General features: G+C 68.9%; 24 protein-coding genes and 1 pseudogene. 10 read left to right on the forward strand and 15 right to left on the reverse strand.

Annotation, left to right across the window (positions count from 1 at the left end; all coding sequences use genetic code 11):
- Positions 1–12: 12 nt before the first annotated feature.
- The gene (locus MA876_RS02665) at positions 13–396 is read right to left on the reverse strand and encodes a DUF2255 family protein (RefSeq protein ID WP_248145830.1); all 384 of its coding nucleotides are present in this window, start codon (positions 394–396) and stop codon (positions 13–15) included.
- Between the two features lie 100 nt (positions 397–496).
- Between MA876_RS02665 and MA876_RS02670 the strand changes: the two genes are divergently transcribed.
- Positions 497–1396 (forward strand): helix-turn-helix domain-containing protein, encoded by a 900-nt coding sequence (locus MA876_RS02670; RefSeq protein ID WP_248145832.1) that lies wholly within the window; start codon positions 497–499, stop codon positions 1394–1396.
- A 69-nt stretch (positions 1397–1465) separates the two neighbouring features.
- On the forward strand, positions 1466–2056 hold the full coding sequence (locus MA876_RS02675) for a DUF998 domain-containing protein (RefSeq protein WP_248145833.1): 591 nt from the start codon (positions 1466–1468) through the stop codon (positions 2054–2056).
- Between the two features lie 91 nt (positions 2057–2147).
- Here MA876_RS02675 and MA876_RS02680 read toward each other — a convergent pair whose 3' ends face one another.
- Positions 2148–3221 carry a sensor histidine kinase gene (locus tag MA876_RS02680; protein WP_248145835.1) on the reverse strand — a complete coding sequence of 358 codons (1074 nt, stop codon included), beginning with the start codon at positions 3219–3221 and terminating at the stop codon, positions 2148–2150.
- Complete coding sequence (locus MA876_RS02685) at positions 3211–3882, reverse strand: response regulator transcription factor (RefSeq protein ID WP_248145837.1); 672 nt, start codon at positions 3880–3882, stop codon at positions 3211–3213. The genes MA876_RS02680 and MA876_RS02685 overlap by 11 nt, the downstream gene beginning before the upstream one ends.
- A gap of 86 nt (positions 3883–3968) precedes the next feature.
- Between MA876_RS02685 and MA876_RS02690 the strand changes: the two genes are divergently transcribed.
- Together MA876_RS02690 and MA876_RS02695 are read left to right on the forward strand one after the other, a co-directional pair.
- A complete protein-coding gene (locus MA876_RS02690; protein WP_248145839.1) occupies positions 3969–4580 on the forward strand; it encodes a M15 family metallopeptidase in 612 nt (203 codons plus the stop codon).
- The gene (locus tag MA876_RS02695) at positions 4577–5077 is read left to right on the forward strand and encodes a VanZ family protein (protein ID WP_248145841.1); all 501 of its coding nucleotides are present in this window, start codon (positions 4577–4579) and stop codon (positions 5075–5077) included. Before MA876_RS02690 ends, MA876_RS02695 begins: the two co-directional genes overlap by 4 nt.
- Positions 5078–5195: 118 nt before the next feature.
- On the opposite strand, the gene MA876_RS02700 is transcribed toward MA876_RS02695, so the two are convergent.
- The 5 genes from MA876_RS02700 to MA876_RS02720 all read right to left on the reverse strand — a co-directional run bounded on the left by MA876_RS02700 (position 5196) and on the right by MA876_RS02720 (position 8884).
- Positions 5196–5429, reverse strand: coding sequence for a hypothetical protein (locus MA876_RS02700; protein WP_248145843.1), 234 nt, complete (start codon positions 5427–5429; stop codon positions 5196–5198).
- 95 nt (positions 5430–5524) lie between these two features.
- On the reverse strand, positions 5525–6481 hold the full coding sequence (locus tag MA876_RS02705; RefSeq protein WP_248145845.1) for a Dyp-type peroxidase: 957 nt from the start codon (positions 6479–6481) through the stop codon (positions 5525–5527).
- Between the two features lie 5 nt (positions 6482–6486).
- The gene (locus MA876_RS02710; protein WP_248145847.1) at positions 6487–7179 is read right to left on the reverse strand and encodes an alpha/beta fold hydrolase; all 693 of its coding nucleotides are present in this window, start codon (positions 7177–7179) and stop codon (positions 6487–6489) included.
- A 41-nt stretch (positions 7180–7220) separates the two neighbouring features.
- The gene (locus MA876_RS02715) at positions 7221–8153 is read right to left on the reverse strand and encodes an alpha/beta hydrolase (protein WP_248145848.1); all 933 of its coding nucleotides are present in this window, start codon (positions 8151–8153) and stop codon (positions 7221–7223) included.
- 47 nt (positions 8154–8200) lie between these two features.
- On the reverse strand, positions 8201–8884 hold the full coding sequence (locus MA876_RS02720; RefSeq protein ID WP_248145850.1) for an SGNH/GDSL hydrolase family protein: 684 nt from the start codon (positions 8882–8884) through the stop codon (positions 8201–8203).
- Between the two features lie 119 nt (positions 8885–9003).
- On the opposite strand from MA876_RS02720, the gene MA876_RS02725 reads away from it, so the two are divergent.
- The gene (locus MA876_RS02725) at positions 9004–10479 is read left to right on the forward strand and encodes an APC family permease (protein ID WP_248145852.1); all 1476 of its coding nucleotides are present in this window, start codon (positions 9004–9006) and stop codon (positions 10477–10479) included.
- Positions 10476–11372 carry a universal stress protein gene (locus MA876_RS02730; protein ID WP_248145854.1) on the forward strand — a complete coding sequence of 299 codons (897 nt, stop codon included), beginning with the start codon at positions 10476–10478 and terminating at the stop codon, positions 11370–11372. The genes MA876_RS02725 and MA876_RS02730 overlap by 4 nt, the downstream gene beginning before the upstream one ends.
- On the opposite strand, the gene MA876_RS02735 is transcribed toward MA876_RS02730, so the two are convergent.
- Entirely contained in the window at positions 11369–12535 is a 1167-nt protein-coding gene (locus MA876_RS02735; protein WP_248145856.1) for a thiolase family protein, read from the reverse strand. The two genes, MA876_RS02730 and MA876_RS02735, sit on opposite strands and share 4 nt — an antisense overlap.
- Positions 12536–12626: 91 nt before the next feature.
- Between MA876_RS02735 and MA876_RS02740 the strand changes: the two genes are divergently transcribed.
- On the forward strand, positions 12627–13406 hold the full coding sequence (locus MA876_RS02740) for an isocitrate lyase/PEP mutase family protein (protein WP_248145858.1): 780 nt from the start codon (positions 12627–12629) through the stop codon (positions 13404–13406).
- On the opposite strand, the gene MA876_RS02745 is transcribed toward MA876_RS02740, so the two are convergent.
- The 4 genes and pseudogenes from MA876_RS02745 to MA876_RS02760 form a co-directional block, all read right to left on the reverse strand.
- Positions 13399–13722 (reverse strand): dihydroxy-acid dehydratase domain-containing protein, encoded by a 324-nt coding sequence (locus MA876_RS02745; RefSeq protein ID WP_248145860.1) that lies wholly within the window; start codon positions 13720–13722, stop codon positions 13399–13401. The two genes, MA876_RS02740 and MA876_RS02745, sit on opposite strands and share 8 nt — an antisense overlap.
- A 208-nt stretch (positions 13723–13930) precedes the next feature.
- Complete coding sequence (locus tag MA876_RS02750) at positions 13931–14296, reverse strand: cyclophilin-like fold protein (RefSeq protein ID WP_248145862.1); 366 nt, start codon at positions 14294–14296, stop codon at positions 13931–13933.
- Positions 14297–14478: 182 nt separating this feature from the next.
- The gene (locus MA876_RS02755; protein ID WP_248145864.1) at positions 14479–15498 is read right to left on the reverse strand and encodes a zinc-dependent alcohol dehydrogenase family protein; all 1020 of its coding nucleotides are present in this window, start codon (positions 15496–15498) and stop codon (positions 14479–14481) included.
- A 10-nt stretch (positions 15499–15508) separates the two neighbouring features.
- Positions 15509–16647: pseudogene (locus MA876_RS02760) on the reverse strand (multidrug effflux MFS transporter).
- A gap of 190 nt (positions 16648–16837) precedes the next feature.
- Here MA876_RS02760 and MA876_RS02765 point away from each other — a divergent pair.
- The 3 genes from MA876_RS02765 to MA876_RS02775 all read left to right on the forward strand — a co-directional run bounded on the left by MA876_RS02765 (position 16838) and on the right by MA876_RS02775 (position 19561).
- Positions 16838–17716 carry a helix-turn-helix domain-containing protein gene (locus MA876_RS02765; RefSeq protein WP_248145866.1) on the forward strand — a complete coding sequence of 293 codons (879 nt, stop codon included), beginning with the start codon at positions 16838–16840 and terminating at the stop codon, positions 17714–17716.
- 191 nt (positions 17717–17907) lie between these two features.
- The gene (locus MA876_RS02770; RefSeq protein ID WP_248145868.1) at positions 17908–18267 is read left to right on the forward strand and encodes a gamma-glutamylcyclotransferase family protein; all 360 of its coding nucleotides are present in this window, start codon (positions 17908–17910) and stop codon (positions 18265–18267) included.
- A gap of 208 nt (positions 18268–18475) precedes the next feature.
- Entirely contained in the window at positions 18476–19561 is a 1086-nt protein-coding gene (locus MA876_RS02775) for a linear amide C-N hydrolase (protein WP_275561673.1), read from the forward strand.
- 33 nt (positions 19562–19594) lie between these two features.
- Here MA876_RS02775 and MA876_RS02780 read toward each other — a convergent pair whose 3' ends face one another.
- The gene (locus MA876_RS02780) at positions 19595–20512 is read right to left on the reverse strand and encodes a DMT family transporter (protein ID WP_248145871.1); all 918 of its coding nucleotides are present in this window, start codon (positions 20510–20512) and stop codon (positions 19595–19597) included.
- Positions 20513–20514: 2 nt separating this feature from the next.
- Positions 20515–22158, reverse strand: a complete 1644-nt coding sequence (locus MA876_RS02785; protein WP_248145873.1) for a cation:proton antiporter — start codon at positions 22156–22158, stop codon at positions 20515–20517.
- Position 22159: the final 1 nt, after the last annotated feature.

Raw genomic sequence — 22159 nt, forward strand, 5'->3', positions numbered from 1 at the left:
GCGGTGGCTCCTTCAGCGGGGGTCGATGCGGATGGTGGAGAGGTGGGCGGTCGGACCGACGACGGTGCCGACGATGCGCGCACCGTAGCGGTCGTACTTGGCGTGGTATGCGGCATCCACCGCCTCCTGCAGCGGCGTGTCGTCGGGATCGACGTGGACGAACGCCACCGCCGCTTCGACACCGCCGGCGGCGATCCGGCCCGTGGTCGAGCGCAGAGCCCGGCGATACCAGGGGTTGGCGGTGCCGTACGCGGAGCGCACGTACAGGTCGTCGCCGACGCGTACGGCCCAGATGATGACGAAAGGTCGATACGTGCTGTCGGGGCGGGTCGACGAGATCTTCAGTTCGTCGGCACGGCCGACGCGCTCGAGGTCGGAGGCAGTCCACGAGGTCATGGAATGAGTCAACCGCGGATGCGCTCGCGGCGGCAGTCCCCGCCGTGCCCGGTACCGGCAGACCCTCCCTCGACCGGCGGCGGAGGCGTAGCGTCGGGGCATGGAAGATCACGCAACGGACCACCGCAGCGAAGTGCGCGAGTTCCTCGCGTCGCGCCGGGACCGCTTGCGTCCCGACCAGGCGGGGCTCCCCGCCTATGGCGGCAATCGTCGCGTGCCCGGTCTGCGCCGCGAGGAGGTCGCGCTGCTGGCCGGGGTGAGCGTGGACTACTACACGCGCCTCGAACGCGGCGACCTGTCGGGCGCTTCCGACACCGTGCTCGACGCCCTCGCGCGTGCGCTCCAGCTCGACGATGCCGAAACCGCGCATCTCTTCGATCTCGCGCGCACGGCCAGCGCATCGCCGAGGGCACGCCGGGCGCGCAAGCAGCAGAACACGCTGCGCCCCAGCATCCTGCGTCTGCTCGAGGCCATCACCGAAGCGCCCGCTCTGATCCGCAACAACTACTTCGACTACGTCGCGGCGAACCCGCTCGCCCGTGCGCTCTACGCGCCGATCTTCGCGGGACCGAATCCCAACAGCGCGCGCTTCGCGTTCCTCGATCCGGCGGCGCCGGACTTCTACATCGAGTGGGAGAAGAACACGCAGGAGCTCGTCGCGACGATGCGCGGTGAGGCGGGACGCAACCCCTTCGACAAGCGCCTCACCGACCTCGTCGGAGAGCTGTCGACCAGGTCGGAGCGATTCCGCACGCTGTGGGCCGCGCACAACGTGCGCTACCACCGGTCGGGAGTCAAGCGCATCCATCATCCCGTCGTCGGCGAGCTGGAGCTCACGTACGAGGCGTTCGAGCTCCCGGCGGACCCGGGTCTGACCCTCTCGACCTATACGGCCGAGCCCGGGTCGGCGTCCGCCGACGCGCTGCGCGTGCTCGCGAGCTGGGCCGCGACGACCGAGCTGCCCGCGCCCCGGCAGGAGAGCGCCGCGGCCGAGTCCTAGCCTGATCCGCGCCACGGCGTGCTGCGAGCATCGGTCTTCCGGCGCAGGGGTCCCCGATAGGTTCGCAGTATGAATCCCCTCGCGAGCGTCCTCCTGCTCCTCGGCGCCGGACTGACGCTCGTCAGCCTGGTCGTCGTCCACGTGCTTCCGACGAAACTGAGCCCGCTCCGGGACCCCGTGAGCCAGTACGGCATCACGCCGTTCCGCGGGTGGTATTGGTCGGCGGCCGGCGGCGCCGCCATCGCTGGAGTCGGCGGCGCACTTCTGTTCTCCACGATCCCTGGCGCGATCGCGATCGTGACGACGGTACTCCTCGGCGTCTTCGCCGTCGCACGGGCGCTCATCGGCGTCTTTCCGATGGACGCTCCGGATGCCGCGAAGAGCCGCACCGGCCGCACCCACAATCTGCTCGCGTTCGCCGCCTTCGCCTCGGTGACCGCAGCCGCCTTCACCGGTGCGGGCGCGATCCACGACGCGGGCGCTCCCACGCTGTCGACCTGGTCGACGATCTTCGGCGTGATCATGGCGCTCGGGACCGTCGGCATGATCCTCGCGGCCGCGATTCCTGCGCTGCACGGCGTCTTCGGTCTCGCCGAACGACTGATCTACGCGGGATTCATCGCCTGGTTCCTGACGCTCGGGCTCACTCCGCTGCCGTGATGTCGGGCACCGCTCCGGCGTGTTCCATCCGACACGCATCCGGCTCATGCGCGACAGCCTGCGCTCTGCATGTCCCGCTGTCCACGCAGAGCTAAGACGGCAGTCGCACCGTCGCGTCGAGGCCGCCGCCTGAGCGCGGTGCGAGGGAGAGCTCGCCATCGTGCGCGCGGACGATGCTCTGCGCGATCGCAAGTCCCAGGCCGACACCCGCGTGATCGGACCGGATGCGCTCCGTCCCGCGCTGGAACGGCTCGGTCAGCGTCGCCACGAGCCGCGGGCTCAACACAGGTCCCGTGTTCTCGACGCGCAGCACGACCGAGCGCTCCTGCGACGACGTCGTCACGAGCACGGTGCCATCGGCGGGAAGGTTGTGCACGATCGCGTTGTGCACGAGGTTGGTCGCGAGCTGCTGGAGCAGAGCGGGTGATCCTCCGGTGATCGCGACGACTCCGGATGCCTCGACCGCGACGCCCCGCGCTTCGGCGAGTGGCAGCAGAAGTTCGACCGCCTCCTCTGCCACGAGCGACAGATCGACAGGTTCACGTGCAAAGGCGCGCTGATCGGCCCGGCTCAGCAGCAGGAGAGCCTCGGTCAGTGCGATCGCCCGCGCGTTGACCGCGTACAGCCGCGCGATCAGCTCGGCGCTGTCGGCGGGCGGATCGCTCCGCGCGACGTCGAGCATCGCCTGCGTGATCGCGAGCGGCGTGCGCAGTTCGTGCGACGCGTTCGCCGCGAACCGCTGCTGCTCGGCGACCTGCGCCTCGATGCGCGCGAGCATCGCGTCGAAGCTGTCCGCGAGCTCGCGAAATTCGTCCTGCCGCCCTTCGAGCTCGATGCGGTGCGAGAGATCGCCCCTCGCGGCGGCGCGGGTTGCGCGGGTGATGCGGGTGAGGGGCGCCAGCATCCGTCCCTCCAACAGCCACCCGCCCACGAGCCCGAATGCCAGCAGCGCGACCATCGCCCACGCGGCACGCGGCACGAAGGCTCGCACGAGATCGCTGCGGTTGGGTGTGAAGCCCGTGCCGGGCACGGACTGCTCGGGCACGTACCGCAGCAGGAAGACCCACACGACAGCGAGCAGCAGTGCTCCCGCGAGCATGATGACCGCGGCGTAGCTGAGCGTGAGCTTGAGCCGCGCGCTCGGTCCCGGCTCCCTAGCCCGCATCTGCCGCCTCGATCCGATAGCCCACTCCGGGCACGGTCGCGATGATCCAGGGCTCTCCCAACCGCTTGCGCAGCGCCGAGACCGTGATCCGCACGGCGTTCGTGAAGGGATCGGCGTTCTCATCCCACGCGCGCTCGAGCAGCTCCTCGGCGCTGATGACCCCGCCCTCGGCGGCGACGAGCACCTCGAGCACGGCGAACTGCTTGCGGGTCAGCGCCACGTACCGGCCGTCGCGATACACCTCGCGGCGGAACGGATCGAGTCGGAGTCCGGCGATCTCGCGCACCGGCGGGCGCGTGTGCGCGCGTCGCCGATCGAGAGCGCGCAGACGCAGCACGAGTTCGCGCATGTCGAACGGCTTCGTGAGGTAGTCGTCGGCTCCGAGCTCGAATCCCGACGCCTTGTCGTCGAGGCGTTCTGCGGCCGTCAGCATGAGGATCGCAGTGCCGTCGTGCGCAGCGACGATGCGCTGCGCGACCTCGTCGCCCGAGGGCCCTGGGATGTCGCGATCGAGCACCGCGATGTCGTACGCGTTGACGCTCAGCAGCTCGATCGCCGTGTCACCGTCGCCCGCGATGTCGGATGCGATGGCCTCGAGCCGCAGGCCGTCGCGGATCGCCGCCGCCATAAGGGGCTCGTCCTCCACGATCAGCACACGCACCCTGCGATCGTACGAGCCTCGACATATCGTCGGCGTATCGGGAATCCCATACGCCACGGCAACACGCGCGCGCGTCGAATGGATGCATGCGAAGAACCATCGTCCGCCGCGCCGTCGCTCTGTCGCTCATCGGCGTCGTCGCGGCATCCATCGTCACCGCCGTCGTCCTATCCCAGCCCTCATCGTCGACGTCGCTCGAGCGCATGCCGGGTACGCCGCCGATCTCCGAGCCGGACGGCACCATCGACGAGGCCGACGGCATCCTGCCCTCCGGCGGCGCATCGGTCGATGACGGGCACGCGGGCGTCACCAATCTCGATGGCCCGCTGCTGTCGGCGCTGCGAGAGGCGGCGAGGGATGCCTCGGCCCGCGGCATCCACGTCTCCATCACGAGCGGGTGGCGATCGGCCGAGTACCAGGACCGCCTGCTGAGCGAGGCGGTCGCACAGTACGGTTCACGGGAGGAGGCCGCGCGCTGGGTCGCGACCGCCGCCACATCCCTGCACGTCTCGGGCGACGCCGTCGACGTCGGATCGTACGACGCGATGGACTGGCTCGCGGAGCACGGCGCTGCATACGGTCTGTGCGATGTCTACGAGAACGAGCCGTGGCACTTCGAGCTGCGGCCCGACGCCGCGACGGCCGGCTGTCCGCCGACGTACCGCGATCCGACGCAGGATCCGAGGCTGCAGCCGTGACCGACGCGACGCGCGAGCGCACGAGGCCACTGCTCGTCCTGCTGTTCGTCGGCTACCTCGTCGTGCTCGGGTGGCTCGTGCTCTGGAAGCTGCACACGCCCTTCGTCGGCGCGGGCATGGGCACGATCAAGCTCGTTCCGTTCGTGCGGACGGACGAGTTCGGGGCGAGCTCGCCGATGGAGGTTCTCGGCAACATCGCGGTGTTCGTGCCGTTCGGCGTCTACTTCGGGCTGCTCGGTCGCCGGTGGTGGGCGGCGCTCGCAGTGATCGCGGTGACGAGCGCCGCCCTGGAGGCGACGCAGTTCGTGCTGGGCATCGGGTCGACGGACATCACCGACGTCATCGCCAACACGTTCGGGGGCACCGTCGGTCTGCTGCTCGCCGGTCTTGTCGGCCGGCGAGCGGGAGCCGCCCTGTGTCTCGTCGGCACCGTGATCGCGGTGGTCGCGCTGCTCGCGTATCTCGCGGCACCGATGAGGCCCATGGCGGCGCTCTGACTACCTCACACTCGATGAACGCAACCTGTGCGGCGTCGACGAACATCATCAGGGACGGGCGCCGCGGTCGGCCGCATCGACCTCCTGCCGTCGCTGGTCGTACGGGACAGCACCTGACCTACTGCGGGTCGCCCTCGTGCGGCATCGGCAGCGCGCCGTCCTGCTCGGGCAGCGGCGCATCGGCGTCGGAGCCGTGGGGCATGGTGGTCGCGGGTTCCTGCTCGGGCGTCGGCGCGTCCTCGTCCGATCCGTGCGGCATCGTCACAGCCGGATCCTGATCCGGCGTGGGGGCCGCGTCGCCCGACCCGTGCGGCATCGGCATGGCACCCTGGCCGTCGTTCGTCTCGCTCATGACGCGCTCCCTCCGTGCGTGTGGTTCCAGCCTGCTCGGGAACGGCCGAGGACGCGCGGGGTTGACACCGGACGATCGCCCGTGCCAGCAGCCACTCAGTCGTCGAGCGCGTCGAGCAGATCGGCGGATGGCGCGAAGAACACCGAGCCCGTGAGCGGGGTCGAGAAATCGAGCAGGCGGTCGTGGAGTCCGGGCGGGTCGCCGATGAACATGCGCTGGAGCATCTTCTCCACGACCCATAGCCGCCGCGCGTAGCCGATGAAGTAGGTGCCGAACTCGCCCGAACCGGGACTCCCGAACGGCATGTTGTCGCGCAGGATGTCGTGTTCGCCTTCGTCGTCTTCGATCGTCGACAGGGTCTTGTGCGACTTCTGACCGTCGACGGCATCATCGAGCTCGACGTCGTCCGCCTTCTTGCGGCCGATGATCGCCTCCTGCTGCTCCGTCGTGAGTTCCTGCCAGGCATCGAGGGGATGCACATACTTCTGGATGACGACGTAGGCTCCGCCCGCGGCATCCGGATCCTCGTCTCCGACGACCGTCGCCGCGGGGAGCGCGAGACCCACCGGGTTCGCCGTGCCGTCGACGAATCCGAGCAGATCGCGGTTGTCGAAGTACCGGAATCCGACCGTCTCGTCCACGACCCGCACGGCGTCGCCGAAGACGTCGAGCAGCTGACGCTCGAGCTCGAAGCACAGGTCGCGGCGGTCGGAGCGGATGTGCAGCAGGATGTCGCCCGGAGTGGAGACGGCGGTGTGGTGAGCGCCGATGATGGGCTGGAACGGATGCAGCTCTGCGGGGCGCGGCAGGCCGGTGACGGCATCCCAGACGTCGCTGCCGATCCCCACAGTGCACGACAGGGACGCGCGGAGGTCGCGGAAGGCGACGTTCTTGCTCACGTCCGACACCGAAGCGAGAGCGGACCTCACGACGGCGTGGGCCTCGGGAGCGTCGACGACCTCGAGCACGAGGAAGATCGCGGAATCCGTGAGCGGCGCGTCCACGCTCTGCGGCTCGATCGGGACGCGTCGCGCCGGCGTGCTCGAACTCATGGTCGTCACGCTATCGCGACCCCCGCGGCGTCGAGGATGAGGTCGGCGATCTGGCGCGGATGCGTGACCATCGAGAGGTGTCCGCTGTCGAGCTCGATCGTCGTCGCGTCCATGCGCTGTGCGAGGAAGCGCTCGAGGTCGGGCGTCGTCGTCTGGTCGTCCCGCGAGACCGCGTACCAGCAGGGCTTGTCGTGCCACGCGGCCGCGGTCGTCCGCGAAGCGAACAAGCCCTGCGCGATGGGACCCTGGACCGCGTAGAGCACCCTGGCGCGCGCGGGGTCGACGCCGTTCGCGAAGTGCGCGAGGAACGTCTCCTCGTCGAGTCCGCCGTATCCCTCCCGGAACGATAGTCCTGCGGACGCGGGCGGCGTCGCGAATCTACCGGCGAGCGCGCCGTAGTCCTCGCCGACGTCAGGCGCCCGGGCTGCGACGTACACGAGCGCGGCGACGTTCGCATGAATGCCGGCCTGGGTGATGACGGTGCCTGCCCACGAGTGGCCGGCGAGGACGGCGGTGCCGTCGAGCGCGTCGAGCGCCCGGGTCGTCGCCGCGACGTCGTCGTCGAGGGAGGTGAGCGGATTCTGCACCGCGGTCACGTTCAGCCCCTCCGCCTGCAGGAGCGGGATGACATCGGCCCACGATGACCCGTCGGCGTATGCACCGTGCACCAGGACCACGTTCTTGATCGGTGGATTCATGCTGCGAGCATCCCGCCGAACGTGGTCGAGGGCAACCGTCGTCAGCCGATGAGCGGACGCAGCCATTCCCGCGCGCGAGAGAGCAGCGCCTGCGCGGGCGCGGTATCGCGCGCCCAGTTCTCGAAGCCGTGGGGCGCGCCGGCGACGACATCCGTCGTGACCGGGACCCCGGCATCGCGCAGGCGTTCCGCGTAGACGCGGTCCTCATCCGCGAACAGCTCGATGTCGCCCCACGTGAGGAACGCCGGCGGCAACCCGGCGAGGGATTCGCGACGCGCCGGCACCGCGTACGGTGGCACGGACTCGGCGCCCGGTTCGTGGCCGAGGTACGACGACCAGCCGAAAAGGTTCGCCCGATTGCTCCAGATCCAGTGCTCGGGCTCGTCGAGGTCGCGCCGCGCGGCCGTGCGGTCGTCGAGCATCGGCGTGAAGAGCCACTGTCCCGCGGGCTGAACCCCGCCCTCGTCGTGGATGCGCTGCACGAGCGCCGCCGCCAACCCACCGCCCGCGCTCTCGCCGCCCACGACGATCCGCGCCGGATCTACGCCGGACGACACCGCGGTGTCCAGCGTCCATCGCCATCCGGCACCCAGATGATCGATGGCGGCAGTGAACGGATGCTTCGGCGCGAGCGGGTACCTCATCGAGAACACCCGGACACCGAGCTCGGCGGCCGTGCCGCTGCACAGCGGATCGTCCTGACGGGGGCTGCCCGAGACGAGTCCGCCGCCGTGGATCCACAGGAGCGCGCCGTCGGAGGTGAGGGACTCGGGGGTGTACGTGCGGATGCGGAGCGCGCCGGAGCGGGTCTCGCGCACGCGCACGCCGTCGGCGATCGGGAACCTCACGACGCGCAGAGCCGCCTGCACGACCGCGCGCATGAAGGCGTTGTCGGGCACGCGCGCGTTCGCGCCGAACTTCAGCGTCGCCGCCCGAAGCTCGGGGTCGACCGTCTCGATGGGGAGCTTCGCCATGGAACGCCTTTCGCGGGGATCACCGCCACGATAGCGGTGGCCGCCGCCTACAGAGCGGGGTCGAGCGCGCGGAGCGCGGCATCCATCCGCTTCGCCATCTCGGCGTAGCCGACATCGCTCGGATGCAGGCCGTCGGCGGCCATCCAACTGTCGGCGTCGCGAGCGTAGTGACCGTCCAGCCAACGGCTGGCTCCCGGGATCCAGTCCGCACCGATCGCGTCGGCCTCTTCCTGGACCCAGCCGGTGATCGTGTCGAGCGAGTTCGGCCGCTCGGCGGTGTACCAGAACGGTTCGACGACGACGAAGCGCGCGTCGGGCAACGCCTCGCGCAGACGGGTGAGGTCGTCTCGGATGGCGAGATGGATGCGATCGCCCGCACGATCGAAGCTGAAGTTGTCGTTCAGTCCCATCGTGACGAACACGACCTCAGGATCCTGCGCGATGATCTGTTCGGGGAGGTCGCCCTCCCCCGTCGTGGCGCGGTTGTTCACGAAGCCGAGACCGTTGACGCTCGGGTTGAACTCGCGCCACCCGCGCGCGGCGCTCACGATCGACGACCACCGCAAGGACGGGTCGCTCGCTCCGGTGCCGAGCGTGTACGAGTCACCGTAGAAGGCGACGACCGGCCCGTCGCCCGCGACCGGAGGAGCAGGCGTCGCTGCGCATGCGGACAGTCCCACGCTGACCGCGAGCACACCGAACACCGCACGGACTCGGGCGAAACGACGCATGCTCCATCTTCGTCGCCGAGCCCGGTACGGATCGATGAGGGCCTTGCCCTGCGACGAGAGCGGCACCAGACTTGGGCAACCTCGACTACCGGTACGTCGAACCCTCGTTGGAGGTCGGAATGCCCTCGCTCGGACAGCAGCTGCTCCGCCGCAAGCCCATCATCTTCCAGCGCAAGCATCACCCGGGCGAAGAGCTCAAGCGCAATCTGGGCACCTTCCAGCTGATGATGTTCGGCGTCGGCGCGACGATCGGCACGGGCATCTTCTTCGTGTTGAGCGAGTCGATTCCGCTGGCGGGTCCCGCCGTGATCATCTCGTTCATCCTCGCCGCGATCGCCGCCGGACTCGCGGCGCTCTGCTACGCCGAGCTCTCGTCATCGATCCCGGTGAGCGGCTCGAGCTATTCCTTCACCTACCACTCGCTCGGCGAGGGGGCGGCGATCCTCGTCGGCGGCTGCGTGCTGCTCGAGTACGGCGTCGCCGTCTCGGCGGTCGCGGTCGGGTGGAGCGGCTACTTCAACGAGCTCCTCCATCACCTGTTCGGCTGGCAGCTCCCGCCGGAGCTCTCGGCGTCGTTCGTCCCCGGCAGCGACGGCGTCGCGACGGGAGGCATCGTGAACCTCCCCGCGATCATCCTCGTGGTCCTGTGCATGCTGCTGCTCATCCGCGGCGCCTCGGAGTCGGCGACCGTCAACGCGATCATGGTGATCATCAAGCTCAGCGTGCTCGCGATGTTCATCGTGATCGGGTTCACGGCGTTCAACGCCGACCACTTCTCGAACTTCTTCGCCCAGGCTTCCGGCATCAGCGGCGCGGCGGGGGTCATCTTCTTCTCCTACATCGGCCTCGATGCGATCGCGACGGCCAGCGAGGAGGTGAGGAATCCCCAGAAGGCCATTCCGCGCGCGATCATCGGCGCGCTGCTCATCGTCACCGTCTTCTACGTCCTCGTCGCGATCGCCGGTGTCGCCGCCCAGCCGGTCGAGTGGTTCTCGACCCCCGAGGCCGGCGAAGCCGGTCTCGCGAAGATCATGGAGATCGTCACGGGCACACCGATCTGGGCGACGATCCTGGCGGCCGGCGCCGTCATCTCGGTCTTCTCGGTGACGCTCGTGACCCTGTACGGACAGACGCGCATCCTGTTCTCCATCGCGCGCGACGGCATGGTGTCGAAGAGATTCCTCACCGTCAGCGCCAAGCACGGCACGCCCGTCTTCAACACCGTGATCGTGTCGATCCTCGTCGCGATCGTTGCCGGCTTCGTGCCTTCGGAGTACCTGTGGGACAGCGTGTCGTTCGGCACGCTCGTGGCCTTCAGCGTGGTCGCGATCTCGCTCATCGTGCTGCGACGACGGCAGCCCGATCTAGAGCGCCCGTTCAGGGTTCCGCTGTACCCCGTCGTCCCGATCCTCACCGTCATCGTGTGCGTCTACGTGCTCGTGAGTCTGCGGCCCGTCACCTGGATCGTGTGCGGGAGCTGGCTCGTGCTCGTTTTCGTCTTCTACCTCTTCTACGGCCGCCGGCACGCGACGCTCAACAGCTACACCTCGGACGAGGAGATCGCCGAGCCGATCCACCCCGAGGACGAGAAGTGACCTACGTCGTCGGCTACGGTCCGCACGAGAACGATCGTGGGGCGATCGAGCTCGCGTGTCAGCTCGCGCGTTCGGCGCCGCAGCCCGTGGTGGCGGTGTCGGTCATCCCGCGCGGGTGGGGCACGCCTGCGGCGGCGGGTACCGATCGGGAGTTCGCGCACTGGGCCGAGACCGTCGGCGCCGACAGCGCGGCACTCGCCGCAGCCGATCTGGCGCGGCATCCCGAAATCGACGGCTCCGCCGTCTGGGTTCCGGGCAGGTCGGTGCCGCAGACGCTGCTCGAGCAGGCTGAGGCGAGGGACGCCGAGATCCTCGTGGTCGCATCGAGTGGCGACGCCGAGCCCGGCCGCATCCGCCTCACATCGAAGACCGACCGACTGCTGCATTCGTCGACGGTGCCAGTGGCCATCGCTCCGCGCGACTACCAGACGTCCAGCGGCGTGGCCCGTGTCACGGTGGGTTTCCGCGACGACGACCGGAGCTGGTCGCTCCTGACGCGGGTCGCGGAGATCTGTCGCCGGTCATCGGCGAAGCTGCGCGTCGTGACGTTCCTCGTCAGCCCGGTGCGGCGGCCCGTCACGAGCGATGTCAGTCATGCGGAGACGCAGGTGATCGACCTGTGGGCGACACAAGCGGCATCCGCCCAAGCCGAAGCCGCCGCTCACCTGTCGTCGATGGGCTTCACCCCGGAGAATCTCGAGGTGACGACCGCCGGTGGCCCGGACTGGGGCGCCGCGATCGGCTCGATCGACTGGGCGGACGGCGACCTGCTCGTGCTCGGATCGTCCTCGACGCACCGCCTCGCGCAGGTCTTCCTTGGTTCGAGCGCGTCGAAGATCGTGCGCCACGCGCCCGTACCCGTCGTGATCGTGCCGGGAAGCCCAGGCCACTAACGCTCGAGCACGACCGCCAGCCCCTGACCGACGCCGATGCATAGCGCCGCGACCGCGACTCCCCCACCTCGGCGCTTCAATTCGTGCGCGGCGTGACCGATGACGCGCCCGCCCGAGGCGCCGAGAGGATGCCCGATCGCGATCGCGCCACCGTGAATGTTGACGCGCTCGGGGTCGAGCTCCGGCCAGCCCGCGAGGCACGCGAGCGACTGCGACGCGAAGGCCTCGTTCAGCTCGACGAGGTCGACGTCCGCCCACGTCCGGCCTGCGCGCGCGAGCGCACGGTTCGCCGCCTCGACCGGCGCGACGCCGAAGACGTCGGGATCGTTGCCGAAGACACCGCGGCCCGTGATCCGGGCGAGGGGCTCGGCATCCATCGCCCCCTCCGCCCCCAGAAGGATCGCCGACGCGCCGTCGTTGATCGGCGAGGAGTTGCCCGCCGTGACCGTGCCGTCGGCGGCGAAAAGCGCTTTGAGGGTGCCGAGCTTCTCGAGGGTCGTGTCATCGCGGATGCCCTCGTCGCGCGCGAGCTCGATTCCGGGCACTGGCACGATCTCGGCGTCGTAGGCGCCGGATGCCCACGCCTCGGCGGCGAGGCGGTGGCTGCGCAGGGCGAAGGCGTCCTGCTGCTCGCGCGAGATGTCGTAGATGCCGGCGAGCTTCTCGGCCGACTGACCGTTCGAGATCGTCCACTCTTTCGGGAGGGCGGGGTTCGTCATGCGCCAGCCGATCGCGGTGTTCCACATCGTCGGATTGCCGATCGCAGCAAAAGGCTTCGAGGCCTTTTCGACGACGTACGGAGCGCGGCTCATCGACTCGACCCCGCCCGCGAGCACGATGCGCGCATCGCCCGCCTCGATCGCACGGGAGCCCTGGATCACGGCCTCCATCGACGATCCGCACAGGCGGTTGACCGTCGCGCCAGGGACGCTCGTGGGGAAGCCCGCGAGCAGAGCGCCGAACCGCGCAACGTTGCGGTTGTCCTCCCCGGCCTGGTTCGCGTCGCCGAAGAGGACGTCGTCGATGGATGCCGCGTCGAGGCCGGTCCGCTCGACGAGGGCCTTCATCGCCACGGCCGCGAGATCGTCGGGCCGGATGCCCGAGAGCGCGCCACCGGCGCGGCCGAACGGCGTGCGCACGGCGTCGTAGATCCAGGTGGTCATCGTCGACTCCTATCCGGGTCAACCGTAGTGCGCTCTGCGCGTCGACGACGGAACCCGGCCGTCGCGGCCGCGGCGCGGCTAGCGTGGAGGGATGACTGCACAGACCGATAAGGCCCGCACCCTCGCCCGACTGCATGCCGCACCCGAGATCCTCCGCGTCGTGAACGTGTGGGATGCCGTGTCGGCGAGAGCCGTCGCGGCACTGCCCGAGACGCGGGCCATCGCCACTGCGGGCCACTCGATCGCCGCGACCTTCGGATACGAGGACGGCGAGAAGATCCCGCTCGCCACGATGCTCGACATGGTGGGGCGCATCGTCGAGGCGGCCGGCGATCTGCCGGTCTCGGCCGATCTGGACGCGGGTTACGGCAATCCCGGCGAGACCGTGCGCCGTGCGATCGGCGTGGGTGTCGTCGGTGCCAACGTCGAGGATCGGCTCAAGCCCCTCGACGAGTCGGTGGCCGCGGTCGCGGCGATCATCGCGGCGGGCGAAGCGGAGGGAGTGCCGTTCGCGCTCAACGCGCGCACCGACGCGCTCATCCGTGGCGGTGACCGCCCGCTCGACGCGTCGATCGCCGATGCCATCGAACGCGGCCGCGCGTACCTCGACGCCGGTGCCGACGTGGTCTTCGTGCCGGGAATCGTGGATGCCGACGTCGCGCGCCGCCTCGTGGACGGCATCGGCGAGCGCAAAGTCAGCGTGATCGGGCTTCCGGGTGCCCTGCGCGCCGCCGACTACGAAGCCCTTGGTGTGGCCCGCATCTCGTATGGGCCGATGACGCAGCGCGTCGCGCTGACAGCGCTGCAGGACGTCGCGGCCGACCTGTACGCCGAGGGCGTCATCCCGGATTCGACGCGCGCGCTCAACTGAGCCCATCCGAACGCGACAGACCGCGCGCAGTGTCGAGCTCCGACGCCGTGTGCGCCGCGCACATCGACTTCGCGACGCGCGTGCTCGGATGGTTCGAGAGGTGGATGCCGGCCCGCTGATTGCCGTTCTGGACCGACTGAGCGACCTCGTCGAGGTGGGAGTTGCACGGCGTGAGATCGGAAGCGGTATTGGCGATCGCGATCTGCGGACGACCTTCGAACGCTGTCGACGGCACACCTCGACGCATCCACGCCCGATGGATGTACGCGTTCCGATCGTCGCCCGCGTACCACTCGGTGCTGCGCAATGACGGCATCCCCGTCGCCTCACTCTCCGACGTGCAGTTCGATCCTGTTGCCGCCGGATCCTCTGCGGGGAGTCGATTCGACGAAAGGTCCGGGGCCGCTCCTGGGGACGACACCGAACGGCGACACCTCGACTGCGTCACGGGCGCTCCACTGCGGCATGTGGTGAGTTTCGCACACGCCGCGTCTTCGGAGGACGTGGGTGGTCCGCAGCGCCGGTCAGTCCGCGATCCGGATGGTCGCGGTGAAGTCGGTCGTGATCCCCTGGAGACCCGCGGGGTCGTCGAATGTGCCGATCGGCATTATGCCGGCGAAGCTCCCGACGCTGGCGTAGTAGAGGACGATCGAGTTCGCCGGTGCGTAGTACGCGATCGCGCCGACGGGTGCACTGCTGCTCGCGGGTGCGTCGGACGTGTCAGGAGCGGTCGGGAGGGGAGCGATCTTCTCCTGGCGTCCGTAGTCCTCGAACGACAGGGTCAACGGCAACTGTGCCGCGAAGGACGCGGCGATTCTCGACGTATCGAGCGTGCCGGTGTACTCGGTTCCGTCGATGTCGATCGTGATGGGCGTGATGCTCTGCGGCACGGATTCTCCAGAGGTCTCGGATGACGCGGTTGGGATGGTGGATGCGAGGGGCGACGCGGTCGAGAAGGCCGCTCGGCTCGGGATGACATCCGACTGTTCGGGTGCGCACGCTGTCAGCGCAGCGACAACGAGCGCGGAACAGGCGGCGGCAGAGAGGCGGCGATTCATCGACAGGTCTCCCCTTACGGTGTGAGCATCACTTTGGTGGCGCGACGCTCGTCCATGGCCCTGTAGCCCTCGGCGGCATCTTCGAGGGGCAGGGTGAGGTCGAAGACGGCGCCGGGGTCGATCTGACGTTCGGTGATCAGTCGGATGAACTCGGGAAGGTATTGACGGACGGGCGCTGCACCGCCGTGCAGGTGGATGCCTGCCCCGAAGAGTTCGAGACCGTCGATAGACACGGCGTGCGAGACGCCGACGAATCCGACGTGGCCGCCCGGGCGGGTGGAGCGCATCGCCTGTTGCATCGACTCCTGCGTTCCAACTGCCTCTATGACGCTGTGCGCGCCGAGTCCGCCTGTGAGTTCCTTGATCCGTGCCACACCGGCATCGCCGCGCTCCTCGACGATGTCGGTTGCGCCGAAGTGTCGCGCGAGCGCTTGGCGGTCGGCGTGGCGTGACATGGCGATGATGCGTTCGGCACCGAGTTCCTTCGCGGCGAGGATGCCGAGCAGTCCGACGGCGCCGTCGCCGACGACGGCGACCGTCTTTCCGGGACCCGCCTGTGCGGCGACGGCGGCGAACCAGCCGGTCCCGAGGACGTCGGAGGCGGCGAGCAGGGAGGGGATGAGGTCGGCGTCGGGCTGCCCGGGTGTCGCGACGAGGGTGCCGTCGGCGAGGGGGATGCGGGCGTACTCGGCCTGCGTGCCGATCGTGCCCATGAGGGTGCGGTGGACGCAGTAGGACTGGTATCCGGACTGGCAGATCTCGCAGGTGTTGTCGGATGACCAGAACGATCCGACAACGAAGTCGCCGACGACGAGGGTCTTCACCTCGGCGCCGATCTCGGTGACGACGCCGACGTACTCGTGGCCCATCGGCGCATGATCGACCGGCTCGGCGCCACGGTACGGCCACAGGTCGGATCCGCAGATGCAAGTCGCGGTGATCTTGATGATCGCGTCGGTCGGCTCGACGATTCTCGGGTCGACGCGGTCTTCGACCCGGACGTCGCCGGGCGCGTACAGGATGACTCCACGCATGGTGGTCTCCTCAGCTGATGGGGGTTGGGTGGGGTGCGGGCGTCGCCGTTCGGGCGAGCAGGAAGTAGGCGGCGCCGGCGAGGATCACCGCGATGACGGTCACGAGCCCGAGGGGCAGGATGTTGGTGGCACCGGCGACACCGACGAGAGGTGCCGCGATGCCGCCGAATCCGAAGCGGACCATGCCCAAGAGCGAAGAGGCGGTGCCCGCCATCTGCGGGTAGTCGGCGAGTGCGAGTGTCGTGGCCGGCGGGGACGAGATCGCGACGCCGCTCGCGAGAAGGAACAGCGCCACGATCACGACCCACAACGGCATCGGCGCCAATCCGGCCATGAGAAGACCGGCCGCTCCCGCACCGGTGACGAGGATGCCGATGCTCAGTGTGCCATCGATGCTCCACCTTTCCGCGGCGCGCCCGGCGAGATATCCGAAGGTCATGAATCCGGCGGAGTTGAGTCCGAATGCGAGCGCGTACGCGAGCGGGCTGAGGCCGTAGATGTCCTGAAGGACGTACGTCGCACCGGACAGGTATGCGAAAAGCGCGGCATAGAGGAAGCCCTGATTGAGGACCGCACCCAGGAAGACCTGGTCCGTCAGCAGGGTGCGGAAGTCCCGCATCGTCTGGCCGAAACCGCCCGATGTGCGCTGCTCCACGGGAGCGTCTCACGGAAGACGAGAAGGCTGATGATCAGGATGCCGGCGCCGATCGCGGCGAGGAAGACGAACAGTCCGCGCCAGTCGGTCACGGTGTTCAGGATGCCGCCGAGAAGCGGTCCGACGATGGCCGCCAACCCGCCCACGACCGTGAGGCGGCCGTAGAAGCGGATCAACGCCGAGCCCGTGTAGACGTCCCGACCGGCCGCCTGCGCAATAACGATGCCGACGCCGCCCGCGAGCCCCTGCACCAGTCGGGCAAGGATCAGCAGTTCGACCGTGGGGCTGAACGCGCACAGCGCCGAGGTCACGATGTACGCGATGATCCCGACCAGTAGGACGCCGCGGCGGCCGTAGCGGTCCGACAGCGGCCCGGCGATGAGCTGCCCCGCGGCCAAACCGATCAGGCACGCGGTCACGGTGAGCTGTGCGACGGACGTCACCGCTCCCAGCTCAGCCGTCAAGGCGGGCAGCGCGGGCAGATACAGATCCATCGAGATCGGGCCGAACACCGTCAGCAGGAGCAGCAGCGTCGGCAGCAGTCTGGACGACGCGGGCGTCACGGTGGAGGGCGTCTCGGGCATGGCTCAAGCGTGCAACCTCGCGCGGCGCAGCGGGAGTCTCTGCTGAGGGGTGTACCGGCAGGGAACCCCATCCCGCGATGGACCGCTCTACCGTAGGGGCATGGACAACCGAGAAGAGGTACGCGAGTTCCTCATGACCCGACGCGAAAGGGTCTCCCCCGCTGCGGCCGGCATCTCGGCCGGTACGAACCGCCGCGTCAAGGGGCTCCGCCGCAGCGAGGTCGCGACCCTCGCCGGTGTCAGTGTCGAGTACTACGCCAAGCTCGAGCGCGGCTCGATCGCCGGCGCATCCGGCGCAGTGCTCGACGCCATTTCACGCGCCCTGCAGCTCAACGATGCCGAGCATGCGCATCTCCTCGACCTCGCCCGAAACGCGGACGGCATCCCCTCGTCCGGACGACAGCGCCGTCGCGCAAGCAAGCCCGGGCCGCCGCGCGCGAGCCTCGAATGGGCGCTGGCGTCGATCAAGGACGCCGTCGCCGTCGTCCGTGATCAGCGGCAGAACCTGATCGCGTTCAACGAGCTCGGACGTGCGTTCTACTCACCGCTCATCGGCGACGGCGGTCGAACGCCGAACTTCGCCCGCTTCCAGTTCCTCGACCCCGCCTCGCACGACTTCTACCCCGACTGGGACACGTTCGCCGACATGTGCGTCGCAGTGATCCGCAGCGAGGCCGGCCGAGACCCCCACGACAAAGGCATCCAGGATCTCGTCGGGGAGCTCTCCACGCGCAGCGACTTTTTTCGCACTCTCTGGGCAGCGCACAACGTACGCACCCACGGAGCCGGCACCAAGCGGTTCGTCCACCCCGTCGTCGGCGAGGTCACCCTCGTCTACGAAGAGCTCGCCCTCACCGCCGACCCAGGACAGGTGCTCCTCATCTACACCGCCGAACCCGGCTCACCCTCCGCCGAACGCCTGCAGCTCCTCGCCTCTTGGACGACCGAATCCTCACCGACTGCCCCGCTGTCCGGCTGAGACCGGCACACCCGCGCCAAGGGCGGGCGCGGCAATTGCTCGCCTTCGGCGCGGTCTACGACGAGCGGTCGACGAACGTGGTCCGTGAGCCCGGGCAACGACGGCGAGTCAGCTCTCCTCCGACGCACGGGGGTCGGGTGCGCTCCGCGCCCAGCGACCGCGTTCCTCGTGGGCTCCGCGAGAATGTCGGTATGACGGATGCTCCTCTGGGCGAGCCGCAGCGGCTTGCGGTCTACGGATCCCTCGCGCCGGGCAGGAAGAACGCGCATGAACTCGAGATGATCGATGGCAAGTGGTCGACCGGCACCGTCCGCGGGCACCTCGTCGATCGCGGATGGGCCGCCGGTTCGGGCTTCCCGGGGTTGATCATCGATCCGGCCGGCCCCGTCGTCGCCGTCCTGGTGCTCACCTCGGTCGACCTCGCCGACCACTGGCCACGGCTGGACGAGTTCGAGGGCGACGAATACGAGCGCGTGCTCATCGCGGTCGAGACCGAAGAAGGAACATCGATCGAGGCGCACGTCTACGCGCTCGCCGCGTCAGGCGCGTGATCGCGCGCCGCGACCACCATCGGCGACCTCTTGCCGTGAGCACAGGTATCTCCGCACATGGCCGACGGCGGATGATCGAAGGGTGATCCCGCGGGTGAACTCGCGTGCTTCCTGAGGTCTGGTCGCTGTGTCCCCGCCAAGCTGATCTCGAGAACGAACGGTCCGTTCCGGACGGTCGGGCTCTCATCCACGAGGGGAACACGGCGACATGTGCACACGAGTTGTATGGCCCGATGCGAACGGTTCGGTCATCGTCGGCCGGAACATGGACTTCCACATGGACCTGCTCTCGAATCTCTGGAAGCTCCCGCGCGGAATCGAGCGCTCCGACGGCGTCCACGGCAATCTGACGTGGAAGGCGAAGTACGGCAGCGTCATCGCGACGGCCTTCGACATCATCGCGTGCGACGGGATGAACGAGGAGGGCTTCGCTGGGCACATTCTCTGGCTGGCCGAGTCCGACTACGGCAAGCCTGAAGCGAACGCGATCCAGTTGAGCCAGGCGATCTGGCTGCAGTACTACCTCGACAACTTCGCGACCGTCGCCGAGGCTGTCGCGTGGACGAACGAGTCGCAGGTGCAGATCGCACAGCTGTTCGACCCGACCGGTCACATCGTGCCCACTCTGCACCTGGCGATCAACGACGCGACCGGCGACTCGGCGATCATCGAGTACACCGACGGCAAGCCGAAGGTCTACCACAGCCGTGAGTACCAGGTGATGACGAACTCGCCCACCTTCGACAAGCAGCTCGAACTCGTGAAGGAGGTCGCGGGCCTCGGAGGAGACGAGCCGCTCGGGGGATCCACCCTCGCAAGCGATCGATTCGCCCGCGCGTCGTTCTACGTCGCCCACCAGAACCAGCCGAAGACGCAGATCGAGGCGATGTCGGCGATGTTCAGCATCATCCGCAACGCCGCGCAGCCGTTCCGAACGCCCGAACCGGGCAAGCCGGACGCATCGCAGACCATCTGGCAGGTGGTGCTCGACCTCACCAACAGGCGGTACGCCTTCGAATCGACGACTCGACCGAACATCGTCTGGGTCGACTTCGACGAGCTGAGTTTCAACGAGGGAACGAAGGTGCTCAAGCTCGACCTCGTAGGTCGACTGGCGCTCGAGGACGGCATGGCCGGCAACGCGAGTCATCAGTTCAGGGACGTCGGTCGCCTCGATTCGGAGCTGCTGGCCATCGGGCTGGACGCGCTCGAGTTCGTGGCCCGCAAGCAGGATGAATTCGCGGAGGTCCAGAACGCAGTTCAGAGCCTCGTCGGCACCAAGAAGAAGTCCTGACACCGTCGGCTGCGCGCAAGAGCCATCGCAAGGTCAGGTTGCGGCGCCCTCCACAGATACCCTCTGCTCCGCGCGCGAAAGCAGGAAGACCCCGGCGACCGCGACGGCACCGGCTGCGATGAACGCGAGGACCGACCACACCGGAGCATCGCTCGCTTCGCCGAGGATCGTGATGCCCAGCACGACCGCCACGGTCGGGTCGATCACGGTCAGACCCGCCACGACGACCTCGGGCTTGTTGCCGACGTGCGCGCGCTGGACGAAGTAGATCGACAGGCCGCCTGCGATCCCGATCCCCAGGATGCAGCCGAGGGTGAGCAGGTTCGTCGCGTCGAGGGAGAAGTCATGACCCTTCAGCGCCGTCTGGATGCGCAGGATCACCGTCTTGCCGAGCGTCGCGACGAAAGCCGAGTACACCCCGCCGAGGATCACCCAGAAGAGCGGTGGCGTCGGTGTCGCACGACCCGCGATCATGACGACCGCGGTCACGATCAGGACGCTGCCGAGCACGACGAGAACGGCGATGAGCTGCTCATCGCGGATGGCGTGCTGCGTGCTCACGAGCGCGGCGACCGTGACGAACGCCGCGACACCGATGACGCAGACCGCGATCGCGCGCACGACGCTCTTCGCGGGTCGGCGCTTCGCGACGATCGCGGTCAGCAGCACCGTGAAGACGAGCGCGGCGACGCCGATCGGCTGCACGACGATGAGCGGCGCGAAGGCGAGGCTGCCCATCTGCAGCAGGATCGCCGCACCGAGAAGCACCGTGCCCAGCAGCCAGAAGCGATTGCGCACGAGATGTCCGACGGGCGAGCCGGTGGCACCGGCATCCATCCGCTGCTCCATCCTCTCCATGCCGCGCGACTGCAGCAGATTGCCGACCGAGAGCGCGGCGGCGGAGGCGAGCGCCAGAGCGATGCCCGCGATGGGGAACGATTCGGGTTCCATGGTCATCCTTCGCTTTCGAGGTGGAGCTTGACGCTGATCTCGTACGCGTCGAGTTCGTCGAAGATGTAGCGCACAACGGTGGTGCTGTAGCGACCGGATGCCGCGAGCTGCCGCAGCCGGGCTCGCATGACCTCGATGACCGCGAGCTCGAATTCGAGCGACTCTCGCGTGGACGGCTCCTCTGGCGCATCGAGCACCGTGAGGAATCGTGACGGGGGGTGAGCGTAGATCTCATCGGAGAACGTCCCATGCGCGCGGCGGAGCGAGCGACTCCCGATGGCCTCGTGCGCGGCTTCTCGCAGCCGGCGGTCGACGTCACGGAGGACACGCCGCGGAAGCGCCGTCGTCGTCGCCGTGCCGAGTCCGACCAGACGGGCGACGGCGGGAAGCGTCAGACCCTGGATGAGGAGGCTGCCCGCGGCGACGGCGAACGCGATGAAGATCAGCAGTTCGCGTTCAGGGGTGTCCCGCGGAAGCGTCTGGGCGGCGGCGAGCGTGACGACGCCGCGCATGCCGGCCCACGTGACGACGACGCTGTGACGCCAGGTCAGCGGCGACGACTCGAAGTAGTCGACGTCGGCGCGGATCCTCCCCGCGCGTCTCTCGCTCGGAGCTCGCGCAGGGTCGAGCCGGCGACGGGTGGCTCTTCGTACGCGGGCGCCGTGGAACGACAGCATGGGCACGACGTAGGCGCCGCGCACGAGGATCAGCAGCACGAACGCGGCAGCGGCGATCCCCAGCCCCCGGAGCAGTCCCTCGTCGGCCGCGAGGTTCTTCGAGACGATCCCCCACAGCTCGAGGCCCATGATGAGGAAGACCGCGCCCTCGAGGATGAACTCGACCGTGCGCCACGTCATGCGGTCCGAGATGCGCTGCTCGGGCGTGAGCCACCGCACCGCCCCCTGGCCGCACACGACTCCCGCCACGACCGCCGCGACGAGGCCCGACCCGCCGACGGCATCGGTGGGAAGGTACGCGAGATAGGGCACGACGAGCCCGACCGCCGTGCTCGCCGTCGCATTGCGGGTCCACATCCGCAGGCGAAGGGCGAGGAATCCCGCCGCCGCGCCGATCACGACCGCCGAGAGCACCGCCCACGCGAACGCTCCGAGGGTCGCGACGAACGAGAACCCCGCGGCCGTCGCGGCGATCGCGGTGCGCAGCAGCACGAGGGCGGTGGCGTCGTTGAGCAGACTCTCGCCCTCGAGCAGGGTGACGACGCGTCGCGGCACCCCTTGCTTGCGGACGATGGAGGTCGCGACCGCGTCGGTCGGGCTGAGGATCGCTCCGAGAGCGATGCCGAGCGGCAGGCCGAGACCGGGGATCGCCCACCAGAAGAAGAGGCCCAGGAGCACCGAACTCACGATCACGAGCAGGATCGCGAGGCCGCCGATGGCGCGCAGGTCGCGTCGCAGCTCGATCGCCGGCGCCGAGACGGCGGACGAGTACAGGAGCGGCGGGAGCACTCCGACGAGGATGAGCGCGGGTTCGACGGCGAACGCGGGAACGGCCGGGATGAGGCTGATTCCCACGCCGACCGCGACGAGCACGAGCGGGCCGGCGACGCCGATGCGACTCGCGAAGGTCGACGCGAACACGATCACGATCACCGCGATGACGATGAGCAGCAGGACTTCGATCGACATC

The organism is Microbacterium aoyamense, from assembly GCF_023155855.1.
Taxonomy (GTDB): domain Bacteria; phylum Actinomycetota; class Actinomycetes; order Actinomycetales; family Microbacteriaceae; genus Microbacterium; species Microbacterium aoyamense.

Excerpts from the sequence above, each read along its gene's own strand:
- MA876_RS02665 (WP_248145830.1), bottom strand. The coding sequence starts at position 396 with ATGACCTCGTGGACTGCCTCCGACCTCGAGCGCGTCGGCCGTGCCGAC.
- MA876_RS02670 (WP_248145832.1), top strand. The coding sequence starts at position 497 with ATGGAAGATCACGCAACGGACCACCGCAGCGAAGTGCGCGAGTTCCTC.
- MA876_RS02675 (WP_248145833.1), top strand. The coding sequence starts at position 1,466 with ATGAATCCCCTCGCGAGCGTCCTCCTGCTCCTCGGCGCCGGACTGACG.
- MA876_RS02680 (WP_248145835.1), bottom strand. The coding sequence starts at position 3,221 with ATGCGGGCTAGGGAGCCGGGACCGAGCGCGCGGCTCAAGCTCACGCTC.
- MA876_RS02690 (WP_248145839.1), top strand. The coding sequence starts at position 3,969 with ATGCGAAGAACCATCGTCCGCCGCGCCGTCGCTCTGTCGCTCATCGGC.
- MA876_RS02700 (WP_248145843.1), bottom strand. The coding sequence starts at position 5,429 with ATGAGCGAGACGAACGACGGCCAGGGTGCCATGCCGATGCCGCACGGG.
- MA876_RS02705 (WP_248145845.1), bottom strand. The coding sequence starts at position 6,481 with ATGAGTTCGAGCACGCCGGCGCGACGCGTCCCGATCGAGCCGCAGAGC.
- MA876_RS02710 (WP_248145847.1), bottom strand. The coding sequence starts at position 7,179 with ATGAATCCACCGATCAAGAACGTGGTCCTGGTGCACGGTGCATACGCC.
- MA876_RS02715 (WP_248145848.1), bottom strand. The coding sequence starts at position 8,153 with ATGGCGAAGCTCCCCATCGAGACGGTCGACCCCGAGCTTCGGGCGGCG.
- MA876_RS02720 (WP_248145850.1), bottom strand. The coding sequence starts at position 8,884 with ATGCGTCGTTTCGCCCGAGTCCGTGCGGTGTTCGGTGTGCTCGCGGTC.
- MA876_RS02725 (WP_248145852.1), top strand. The coding sequence starts at position 9,004 with ATGCCCTCGCTCGGACAGCAGCTGCTCCGCCGCAAGCCCATCATCTTC.
- MA876_RS02735 (WP_248145856.1), bottom strand. The coding sequence starts at position 12,535 with ATGACCACCTGGATCTACGACGCCGTGCGCACGCCGTTCGGCCGCGCC.
- MA876_RS02740 (WP_248145858.1), top strand. The coding sequence starts at position 12,627 with ATGACTGCACAGACCGATAAGGCCCGCACCCTCGCCCGACTGCATGCC.
- MA876_RS02745 (WP_248145860.1), bottom strand. The coding sequence starts at position 13,722 with ATGCCGTCATTGCGCAGCACCGAGTGGTACGCGGGCGACGATCGGAAC.
- MA876_RS02755 (WP_248145864.1), bottom strand. The coding sequence starts at position 15,498 with ATGCGTGGAGTCATCCTGTACGCGCCCGGCGACGTCCGGGTCGAAGAC.
- MA876_RS02765 (WP_248145866.1), top strand. The coding sequence starts at position 16,838 with ATGGACAACCGAGAAGAGGTACGCGAGTTCCTCATGACCCGACGCGAA.
- MA876_RS02770 (WP_248145868.1), top strand. The coding sequence starts at position 17,908 with ATGACGGATGCTCCTCTGGGCGAGCCGCAGCGGCTTGCGGTCTACGGA.
- MA876_RS02775 (WP_275561673.1), top strand. The coding sequence starts at position 18,476 with ATGTGCACACGAGTTGTATGGCCCGATGCGAACGGTTCGGTCATCGTC.
- MA876_RS02780 (WP_248145871.1), bottom strand. The coding sequence starts at position 20,512 with ATGGAACCCGAATCGTTCCCCATCGCGGGCATCGCTCTGGCGCTCGCC.
- MA876_RS02785 (WP_248145873.1), bottom strand. The coding sequence starts at position 22,158 with ATGTCGATCGAAGTCCTGCTGCTCATCGTCATCGCGGTGATCGTGATC.